The 9,824-nt window shown below is 35.9% G+C and carries 12 protein-coding genes; 5 read left to right on the top strand and 7 right to left on the bottom strand.

Going from position 1 to position 9,824, the window contains the following annotated elements; all coding sequences use genetic code 11:
- On the top strand, positions 1 to 315 hold a 315-nt coding region (locus FTV03_RS16025; protein WP_218950673.1), incomplete at its 5' end, for a hypothetical protein.
- 531 nt (positions 316 to 846) lie between these two features.
- Here FTV03_RS16025 and FTV03_RS16020 read toward each other — a convergent pair.
- The 3 genes from FTV03_RS16020 to FTV03_RS16010 all read right to left on the bottom strand — a co-directional run bounded on the left by FTV03_RS16020 (position 847) and on the right by FTV03_RS16010 (position 2,287).
- Complete coding sequence (locus tag FTV03_RS16020; protein ID WP_180042161.1) at positions 847 to 1,263, bottom strand: hypothetical protein; 417 nt, start codon at positions 1,261 to 1,263, stop codon at positions 847 to 849.
- A gap of 62 nt (positions 1,264 to 1,325) precedes the next feature.
- Positions 1,326 to 1,688: a hypothetical protein gene (locus FTV03_RS16015; RefSeq protein ID WP_180042159.1), complete on the bottom strand. Its 363-nt coding sequence runs from the start codon at positions 1,686 to 1,688 to the stop codon at positions 1,326 to 1,328.
- 65 nt (positions 1,689 to 1,753) lie between these two features.
- Positions 1,754 to 2,287, bottom strand: coding sequence for a hypothetical protein (locus tag FTV03_RS16010; protein ID WP_180042157.1), 534 nt, complete (start codon positions 2,285 to 2,287; stop codon positions 1,754 to 1,756).
- A gap of 197 nt (positions 2,288 to 2,484) precedes the next feature.
- Here FTV03_RS16010 and FTV03_RS16005 point away from each other — a divergent pair, with 197 nt between their 5' ends.
- Entirely contained in the window at positions 2,485 to 2,805 is a 321-nt protein-coding gene (locus FTV03_RS16005) for a type II toxin-antitoxin system RelE/ParE family toxin (RefSeq protein ID WP_180042155.1), read from the top strand.
- Entirely contained in the window at positions 2,798 to 3,070 is a 273-nt protein-coding gene (nadS, locus tag FTV03_RS16000) for a NadS family protein (RefSeq protein ID WP_180042153.1), read from the top strand. The genes FTV03_RS16005 and nadS overlap by 8 nt, the downstream gene beginning before the upstream one ends.
- Positions 3,071 to 3,601: 531 nt before the next feature.
- On the opposite strand, the gene FTV03_RS15995 is transcribed toward nadS, so the two are convergent.
- Entirely contained in the window at positions 3,602 to 4,243 is a 642-nt protein-coding gene (locus FTV03_RS15995) for a TetR/AcrR family transcriptional regulator C-terminal domain-containing protein (RefSeq protein ID WP_004787586.1), read from the bottom strand.
- A 65-nt stretch (positions 4,244 to 4,308) separates the two neighbouring features.
- Here FTV03_RS15995 and tet(39) point away from each other — a divergent pair, with 65 nt between their 5' ends.
- Positions 4,309 to 5,496, top strand: coding sequence for a tetracycline efflux MFS transporter Tet(39) (tet(39), locus tag FTV03_RS15990; protein ID WP_180042151.1), 1,188 nt, complete (start codon positions 4,309 to 4,311; stop codon positions 5,494 to 5,496).
- Between the two features lie 228 nt (positions 5,497 to 5,724).
- Here tet(39) and FTV03_RS15985 read toward each other — a convergent pair whose 3' ends face one another.
- The 3 genes from FTV03_RS15985 to FTV03_RS15975 all read right to left on the bottom strand — a co-directional run bounded on the left by FTV03_RS15985 (position 5,725) and on the right by FTV03_RS15975 (position 8,196).
- The gene (locus FTV03_RS15985; protein WP_180042165.1) at positions 5,725 to 6,342 is read right to left on the bottom strand and encodes a plasmid replication DNA-binding protein; all 618 of its coding nucleotides are present in this window, start codon (positions 6,340 to 6,342) and stop codon (positions 5,725 to 5,727) included.
- 76 nt (positions 6,343 to 6,418) lie between these two features.
- Positions 6,419 to 7,318 (bottom strand): replication initiation protein RepM, encoded by a 900-nt coding sequence (gene repM, locus FTV03_RS15980; RefSeq protein WP_180042149.1) that lies wholly within the window; start codon positions 7,316 to 7,318, stop codon positions 6,419 to 6,421.
- 506 nt (positions 7,319 to 7,824) lie between these two features.
- Entirely contained in the window at positions 7,825 to 8,196 is a 372-nt protein-coding gene (locus FTV03_RS15975; protein WP_180042147.1) for a hypothetical protein, read from the bottom strand.
- A gap of 286 nt (positions 8,197 to 8,482) precedes the next feature.
- On the opposite strand from FTV03_RS15975, the gene FTV03_RS15970 reads away from it, so the two are divergent.
- Positions 8,483 to 9,824: MobA/MobL family protein (locus tag FTV03_RS15970; protein ID WP_180042145.1), on the top strand; the 1,342-nt coding region annotated here is incomplete at its 3' end.

The raw sequence follows: 9,824 nt of genomic DNA, 5'->3' as shown, positions 1-9,824 counted from the left end.
AAAGAGAGCGTGTTTAATGAGTCATTTAGTTTAAATACTCCGAAACATGCGCTTGAGTGGCTTACTAAACAGAATGAACTTTCAGACAGTCGATTAAATGAGATTCTAGAGCCGATTGGCGCTTTTTCGTTGAGACAGAAAAACGAAGTTTTTTCTGCTCAACTTGAACAAATAAAAAAACAGCAAAGCCATATAGGAAAAGCATTTGAGCTTGCAGAAGCATATGTACCTAACACCAAAATTGATGTTGAGCAGGACAGAGCATCCGAACTTTTAAATCTGCCTGAATCAGATCCTCGGTTTGAGCCAGAGTGAAAACCTTACATTTTTTTTAGCATGAATTTAAGCGTTCTCTTAGGGAATCGTGTCAAAAAAAATGTAATACATTTTTTGATCAAAATTATAATTTTTTGGACACCAATGTTTCATGAAATGCTTGTATATCAATAGTTATACGCTGATTACCAACCGATTTTTTATTAATTTTGAGTCACGACCTTACATTTTTTTTAGCATGAATTTAAGCGTTCTCTTAGGAAATCGTGTCAAAAAAAATGTAATACATTGGTCAATATTCCTAGTATTTACAGGTATTCCAATTGAACAAATTGAAGAGGAAGCTGGATTGATTAATGTCGTTGAATGTGTTGAAAGTTTATCTAAACAAGATATGTAGGGGGTTAAGAAATTAAATTTCGTATAAGAGATTTTATGTTAAATAGCTAATCATGGATCAGCTAGAACAAATGCGGGGCACTTTTTATAATAACTTGCTCTGTAGTCACTTCAACAAAAATTGAAATTTTTTAATATTTGGGCGGTAATTTATTAAAAACAAAAATAATTTTAGATAAAATATCTTCTTTTTAGTGCGAAAGCATCTTGTAGGGCATTGTGAGGTATTTTTGAGTCTATAGTTAGGCTTGTATCGCTTTCCCAAAGCTCCATTGTCAACTTTGGAGTCATCATACAGACGCCTTGTTGAAGTATGAGAGTTGTTAGAAATAATGAAAAATCTTCTGGCCAATCAGCAACTATATGTATGGTTTCATAGTGATTTAGAAAACTAAATAAATTTTCTTTAAATTCTATTAAATCAATAGTTTGTTTATTTAAAACAGGAATAACATTATTAAATACCCATGAAGTGGGATTCATACATGGTAGGACTTCATAGAAGTATTTTTCATTTTCATCAACGAGAGCCATGGAAATTAGTTCTCCACCAAAACCATTAAACTCACAGTCCAAGAATAATTTCATATTTGCTGTCACCGTATTTAAAAAAAAGGAACTTGTTTTATTTCAACAAGTTCCTTTGTAAATTAAGCTTTTTTATAGCTAGTAGCTGTTAAAAACAGAGTCTGACGAGTATTAGGAATTTCTACACCGTTTTGATCTATCACATAACCATGTTTTTCCATAATTACTCTAACCATATGACCTATTGTCTGTTTTAAGCGATCAAAATCTATATTCTCTGGATTGTTAGAATTATCCTTAATCCCCTGTAGCTCATCACCAAAACGTGCTTCTAAGGTTGGAACTAAAGCCTCAAGTGCTGGTCTATCAAGGTAAGTTGCTGTTTCAAGCATTACGATAGTTTTTTCTTCATTTAAAAAATCTAATATTTTTTGTCCAAAATGGGTATTAATAACACCTTGAAATTGAGAACTAAAATTATTCATAACGGGCCTCTTTTTTAATTTATTCAAAAATTTGGTAAAATCATTAAATATCTATAATTATGAAATTAAAGTGAATTCATAATTTTTCTTTTTACTAGCTCTTTATTCTCGCTAGACAGTCCTAAGTAAACTTTGTAGATGAGATCTACAAGATCTTTTTCTAAAATATCTTTTTCATTTTCTTGCTTAAGAACATTGATTCTGAAAAGTGCATTAAGATTTTTATTATGGTTCCAGCAATAATCAGAAAGTTTGGTTCTTAAGTCTTCATAGCTATCACTACTCTCGTCCAAAGTTTGATACCAATTAGAAAGGACAATTTCAGTCTTTCGCCCATCTAAGTAAGAACGGTTTAATTCGGCATATTGTTTTGCATCCATATTTTGATAACCAATATATTTTGATGGTGCAAATAGGTATTTATGTTCATCTTTATCCCAATAAGCATACCAAGCTCTGTAATGAGAAATATTTTCTACTAGTAATGTAATAGAGCTATCTTGATCTCCCGTTGCATAAAGAGCTACTTCTGAGTTAAATTTTTTAATATTTTCAATAACTTCTTCATTGTTCATAACCAAGCGAGGTTGTTCAATCATAGTATTCACCTTTTTATTTAGTTAAACGTATTCAGCGACTCGTTGAGTACAATATATTGATGAACAAATATTAAGTCAATAGTTTTTTATCATTCATATTTAAGATAATGGTCGCTATTCGAAATGAGAGCTTAATGTTCTCGTTTTTTTCTTTTAAAATTGCTAAAATCCATGTACGCCATTGACGTATTTAATTCATGTTATTCATTGAAACCAGTATTTTTACCAAACAAATTAAAGAGCTTGTGTCTGATGAAGAATACCGTCAGTTACAGCAAGATCTTTTGCTACAGCCTGATAAGGGCGATGTGGTTAAAAATGGTGGTGGCATTCGTAAAGTACGTTGTGCTCAAGGTAACAAAGGAAAAAGTGGTGGTATTCGAGTGATTTATTACTGGGTTAATGAAGATCACCAAATTTTTTTCTTATTGGCTTATCCAAAATCAGTAAAAGATACCCTGACAGATAAGGAAACAGCCATTCTTCGTCAATTAGTGAAGGAGCAACTTCATGGATAACAATTTATTTGATGATCTGGTTTCTTCGATTGAAGAAGCAGGCGCAATTAAACGTAAAGAGATCCAAGCAAGCCGAATAACCGAGCTTGAATTACCCGATATTAAAGAAGTCCGCGAAAAAACAGGTTTAAGCCAAGTCGAATTTGCATCACGTTTGCATATCAGTGCGAGAACGCTACAGAATTGGGAACAAGGCCGTAGATACCCGACTGGCCCAGCAGCGACTTTAATTCGTATTCTAGATGCACATCCAAGCCTGATCTAAAAGATACAGGCAATAAAAAAGCCCGACATCCTGTCGGGCTTTTCTAGATTGCGTTGCTCGTCTTGCTGATCTCGTGCTGCCCATTCCTTGCGCTACTTTCTTATTCTTGTTTTTCTGGAAACATCCTGTTCCCTATATAGTCATCATAGGATTAATGCCTTGAATTACCAATCCGCAAAATCCTTAAATCTGTGTAAGTTTTAGCTTACAAAGTTGGCCTATTTTATCCCAAGAGTTGTCCGCAGAAATTGGGGATTATTTCTGAATTGTGAACCTTGCTAAATCAGGAAAAAATGCAAAAATGAATGTTTTTTGATCAATTTCATTGGCTAAAAGTTACAACTTTGCTTAATAAAAATCCGACTTGTTTCTAAGTCGGCTTTTTAGGTTTTGCGTCCCAATTTTTTATAGCATAACTTTTTGAAATATAAAACTATTTATGAGTGCGTTTCGTATAAGCTCTATTATGTTAAATAATTAAGGATAAAAGCTTTATTACTAAATAGAACAGTTGCTTAAAGCAGTATAGAGTTAAGTTTGCATTTTAATATCAAGTTGTCTTTCAGCACCGATAATCACCATACGAATCCCATTTTCAAAAATGTCATCCGCATTCATATTTTGTAAGGTATTCACTCCTTGGAGCATGAGTGGATATATAGTTGGATCGGCTTCGAATGGTGGGTCTGATCTTATTTCTTCTTGCTGCTCCTCAAGGACCCACCCAACAATAAACCTTCCTAATGTCATAAGTAATGCAACTGCTTCAACAGGAGAAAACCCTGCATGAGATAACAGCGCAACTTGGGCCTCAATCGTGTTGAAATGTCCTTGACTGGGGCTAGTTCTTGCATGTAGACGAGCACCATCACGGTAAGCTAGTAGTGCTCGACGAAAGCTTACAGAATTAGCGAGCAACCAATCTTGCCATGTCATCCCATCGATGGGTAAAGAAACTAAATGGTGTTCATTTATAATGGTTTCCGCCATTGCTTCCATTAACAAGGATTTATTCTTGAAATGCCAATATAGAGTTGGAGATTTAATACCCAATCGTTGAGCTAGCTTGCGTGTGGTTATTGAATCTATGCCTTCTTCATTCAACATATCCAATGCGGTACGCAGGACTATTTCACGTGTCAGACGTTGAGGTGCAATATCTTTTTTACTCATAAATCTATCACTGATAGGGAGTGTGTGAGAGAATATTAATTCTATCATTGCTAGAGAAGGCATTTGTGAAGAAATCATTGAGCGTGATTTTAATCACTATATTTCTGGATGCTGTTGGGATTGGTTTAATTATGCCGATCTTGCCTGAATTATTACGGTCATTGGCTGGAGCTGAAGCAGGCGGTGTTCACTATGGTGCTTTATTAGCTGTGTATGCTCTGATGCAGTTCATTTTTGCACCTATCCTTGGAGCGTTGAGTGACCGATTTGGACGTCGACCTGTATTAATTATTTCAATTGCTGGTGCAACGGCTGATTATCTCCTAATGGCTGCTGCTCCTTCTCTATTGTGGCTATATATTGGTCGTATTTTTGCGGGAATTACAGGTGCCAACATGGCTGTTGCAACAGCTTATGTTTCAGATATTACTCCAGCCCATGAGCGTGCAAAAAGGTTTGGTCTCCTTGGAGCTGTCTTTGGTATTGGGTTTATAGCGGGTCCGGTAATAGGTGGAGTTTTGGGTGAATGGAACTTACATGCACCGTTCTTTGCTGCTGCTTTTATGAATGGGATTAATTTAATAATGACAGCAGTCTTATTAAAAGAATCAAAACACAGCAATAAAATGACTGAGAAGGTTCAGGAGCAATCAATATTAAAGAAATTATCCTATTTGATCACTCAACCTAATATGGCTCCATTGCTTGGTATCTTTTTAATTATCACATTGGTTTCACAAGTCCCCGCAACTTTATGGGTTATCTATGGGCAGGATCGTTATGGCTGGAGTATATTTATTGCAGGTGTTTCCCTTGCTAGTTATGGAATATGCCATTCTATTGCACAGGTTTTTGCTATCGCCCCTATGGTAAAGAGGTTTGGAGAGAAAAATACGTTGTTATGTGGAATAGCTTGCGATGCAATTGGTTTACTTCTTTTATCTATTGCTGTTGAAGAATGGGTGCCTTTTGCGTTGTTACCATTGTTTGCCCTTGGTGGAGTAGCCGTTCCTGCTTTGCAAGCAATGATGTCCAGAGGTATTAGTGATGAAAGACAAGGTGAATTACAAGGGCTATTAAGCAGTTTTAATAGTCTGGGGGCTATAATTGGTCCTGTATTAGTTACTAGCCTCTATTTTATGACTCAGGCATCAGCTCCTGGAATGGTATGGGCATTAGCTGCAATACTTTATGTAATCACCCTACCCTTATTGCTTAAGTATCGCCTGAATAAATATTCTGGAGTTCCATAAAATATTTAATTTATTGGTTTAAAAACTAATGGATTCTATAGTTTATCTAAAATTAACATAATACACCTTATACGAAATGCGTTATAATTATCCTTATAATTCAACGCTGTAGTTTCTAGTTTATAGCCCGAGCATCCCTGTTCGGGCTTTTTTTATGATTTTTCACGTTCCACGCCTATTATTTAAGCAATGTTTCACGATTTTGATTAGCTCGGTTGAATAATGCCCTTAGCCATTCGGCAAGAAAAACCGGCTTAACCACCCTCTTTTCGGCTGCTCCGGTTCAACATGTTCCGGCACTGGAATACGCTTATTTTCTGTCTGCTCCGGAGTAGTCAATCCGTCATCTTTCGGCTGAGTTTGGATCTCTACTTCTACAGGAGTTTCTCTTGGTTGAGTAGTCAATACATCATAGTTCGACTCACTTTTTGACCTAGCATCTGTTGCTATATCTAATTTTGGGTCGATAGAACTAGTTGTATAAGCTTTTGGAGCTTCTAGTAGGCGTTGTATTGCTTCAATTTGCTCATCTTTAACGTGTAACTGATCATTCTTAGCTTTTAGTTCCTCACGTTGGAACTGCTCACGCTCATGAGCCTGTTCAAGCTGTTTTTGAAGCATGTAAACCTGCTGTTCTAATAGGTGAACTTCTGACAACTTTCGTGTTTCGGTTGTCTGTGAACTGTTTACATTTCTAGAAGGTTCACCAAAGACTCGAATAGCTTCAGAAAGATCAATTTTACCGTCACTATTCTTACTTAAATTACCTTTATTAACTTGCTTATAAATGGCTTGACGAGTTATTCCATAGAGGTTTGAAAGCTCAATAACAGATAGTGATTTCATCTTGTAATTTTGGTTGTCCATTATGTGAACTAAAATACATTAACAAACAGTCAACTGCTACATACACAATCGACCTTTATGCCTTAAAGCCTAAATTTTTAAGATGAGGAATAAGTTGTTTTTGTTTTATTGGATCTCGCAGCATATCTTTAATTTTAATAGCTAAGTCGTCATAACTTTCACCTTGTTGTGCTAGGTGAGATACTTCATGTAAGCGTGAAAGCTGATTACCGAACATATTAATTTGTGAATCTGTCAATTTATAAAAATTATTCTGTTCGGATTTATGCTCAATACTTTTTGATTTTTCTTTAAACGTGAAGTGAATGTGTGTGACTTTTCGACCTGTCTTTATTTGCTCGTAAGATACATTTAAAGGGCTATGTTCATTGATTTGATCTACAGCAGTATCAATAACCCATCTCTTTAAATCAGCAGACAATGGATATCTTTTCCCTAACTCCAACATACTTCTTAGAGATTCGATGGAAATCTCTCGTTTTCCTATGGAACGATATTGGCTTAGTAGCTCATAAATACGAATAGCATATGCGCTACTCATACCAGCAATGTCAGATAGCGAATACTTAGTGAATTCACGACTTAGATTAGAAATGAACGGCAAAATTTCTTTAGAAAACCGAATTCCTACAACGCTTTTACTTTCTAAAAATCGTATGGATTGAATCCATCTCATTTTGATTGACTCATCATCAATAGCTAAATTAATTGATCTGTCATATAAGCGGTTTACACCATCTTTTAGATCTCTATAAGCTGTTTTTTCATGAACCCCAAGTTTTTTTAAATCATCAATAGTTACGCGATAAATTTCATCATCTGTAATATCTTCAGCCCGACTAATCTTACTAATAGCTGCTAAGACAATCCGTTGTTCTGTTGAGCTGAGTTGATATGAAGCCTCAATTACTTGATTTGATTTAACTACCAATTCTTTTTTAGATGTACTCATCATTTTTAATTCGATAAACTAATTATGAGTAATATAATTCTCTCATAGTTAGTAGTCAATCCCTCATAGTTAAGTAGTCAATCCCTCATAGTTAGTAGTCAATCCCTCATAGTTAGTAGTCAATCCCTCATAGTTAGTAGCTGAAAGCCTTTCTGTTAAAGCCTTTCAGATAGCCTAAAAGATTTAAAAGATTTAAAAATAATTAAAAAGGAAATTTGAAAAATTGCCCTTGGTTTTCGCTTCGCTCAAACTCTATTGAATCTCGCTTACGCTCGATTCGTCGGGGCAATTTTTAGGTTGATATTCCCGTGAATTTAAGAAAAAGCAAAAGCAACTAGGAATTCGCTTCGCTCATAAGCTGTTTACTCGCTACGCTCGATCTAGACTCAATTTTCTACATGTGATTTACGCTTATTTAGACTTCACAGCCTAAAAAGCAGTTTTTCAGAAAGTCGAGTCGCGAATTTTGTTAGTTCACTCGTAGACACTCGTTCTGTAAGACCCTCTTATTATTTAGATTTTCTTAAAATCTTTTGATCACTTGAAAATGGTTCAAAGCCGAAGAGCTTTCTATCTCGATCGCGAGTGAGTGTTTTTTCAAGCATCGAAAAAACAGGAGCATATTTCTCGGGATCTTGTTGCATTTTTGAGAGATAGAGACCACCAATGATGATTTTACGCGATGTTTGATCGCGTTCTTGTTGGCTTCTTTGAGCCGTTTTTTCTTTTTGAGTCCGCAAATTTTTCCAGTTTTTTGCTTGTTGCTCTTGGTCTTCTCGTGTGAATTTTCTTGCTGTTGTTAAGTTTTTCAGTTTTGAGATTTCATTATCAATGTGCTGAGTTGTCTCAAAAATCATTTGATCAAGTTGGTCAGGGGTCATTAAACAATCCATTAGTTCGCTCAAAGCTTGGTTATACAACAGACCACAAAAAACCACGATTTAATGTCGTCAAAATTGAAAAATTGAGGTTTTGGTGACATACGCTGCGTCAATTTTTAAAACTGCATCATAATCCGTGAAGAAGTCCCCCTGACTTTAAGGGCGCACTTATGCAAACACTCCGTTGTTTGCCGTGCGACCCCCATTTCATCGGGGGTACAGCGGTTTTCAACCGCCAAAAAACAAAGTTTTTTGAAAATCAAAAGAATTAGTGGGGGATGTGAAAATGGCAATTTATCATTGTTCAATCAAAACTATTTCACGCGGCAAAGGGCAAGCAGTTCTTGCAAGTCTTGCTTATCGAATCGGGCAGAATTTAACGTGTGAGCGGTACGGTAAAACTTTCAAATATGAAAATCGGCAGAACTCAATTGAGCATGTGGATCTGTTTCTTCCGAAAGACACAAGCGACCTGAGTTTTTATAATCACGAAAATTTATGGAACAAAGTCGAAGCACGAGAAACAAAATCAAACTCACAACTTGCTCGTGAAATTGTTGTCGCAATTCCAGCCGAACTTTCTGAGATTGAACGCATCCAACTAGTTCAGAAACAATGCCTTTGGCTAGTTGAAAAATACGGAGTTGCGGTGAGTGTTGCATTGCATAAACCGAATGATTTAGCTGAAAAAAACTATCACGCACATATCATGTTCACCACTAGAACCCTTGAAAACAATGAATTTGGCGAAAAGATTGTATTCAAAAAAGAGCAAGTAAAAGAGTTAAGAAAAACTTGGGAAATACTTGCAAATAATGCACTTGAAAAGTACAGCACAAGCATTGATTGCCGTTCTCATAACGATGCACAAAATCCAAAAATCCCCACTGTGCATGAAGGCTATTTTTTAAAAAATCTCAGTGAGGAACAAAGAGAAGAATTCGACATTGTTCAACACAACAGAAAAGCAAGACAGCAACACAAACAACTTGAGCAAATTGAAAATGGACTTAAACAAGTTCATAAAATCGGAAATGAAAATATAATTAAAACAAAGACTTTTGATGAACAAATCGCAATTTCAGAAAAGCTGATTCATGAACTGCAGTTGAAGAAATCAGAACTTGAAGAACAGAAAAAACGACAAATTGAGCTTGAGACCCGGCGAGCTGAACCGCTTGCAGCGGCCACAGCTCCCCTGGTCCATCATTGGGGAAGTGTGGCTGATGTTGATCGACTCGAAGAAATCACTCGATTTAATCCTGATCTTTTACCGCAACTACAGGCGATCAGAGACTTTGCGAGTTATGACGTGACACAGCATTTGAAATCAAAAACTGTGAAATACGGAGTTCCGACCAATCCGCAAGATAATAGGTTCAATATTCCTGTTTATGATGTCGCTAGAGCGCCCTCATTTGCGATTACAGACGACTTTTTAAAAAACTATACTGAATATTGCAGAAATGTTTTAAACACTATTACAGCGCATTACAACGCAAAAGAGAGCGTGTTTAATGAGTCATTTAGTTTAAATACTCCGAAACATGCGCTTGAGTGGCTTACTAAACAGAATGAACTTTCAGACAGTCGATTAAATGAGATTCTAGAGCCGATTGGCGCTTTTT

The sequence above is a fragment of the Acinetobacter sp. YH12218 genome, assembly GCF_013417925.1.
GTDB lineage: Bacteria > Pseudomonadota > Gammaproteobacteria > Pseudomonadales > Moraxellaceae > Acinetobacter > Acinetobacter amyesii.
Note: the sequence above shows the minus strand (reverse complement) of the source record. Positions and strands in the feature narration are given on the sequence as shown.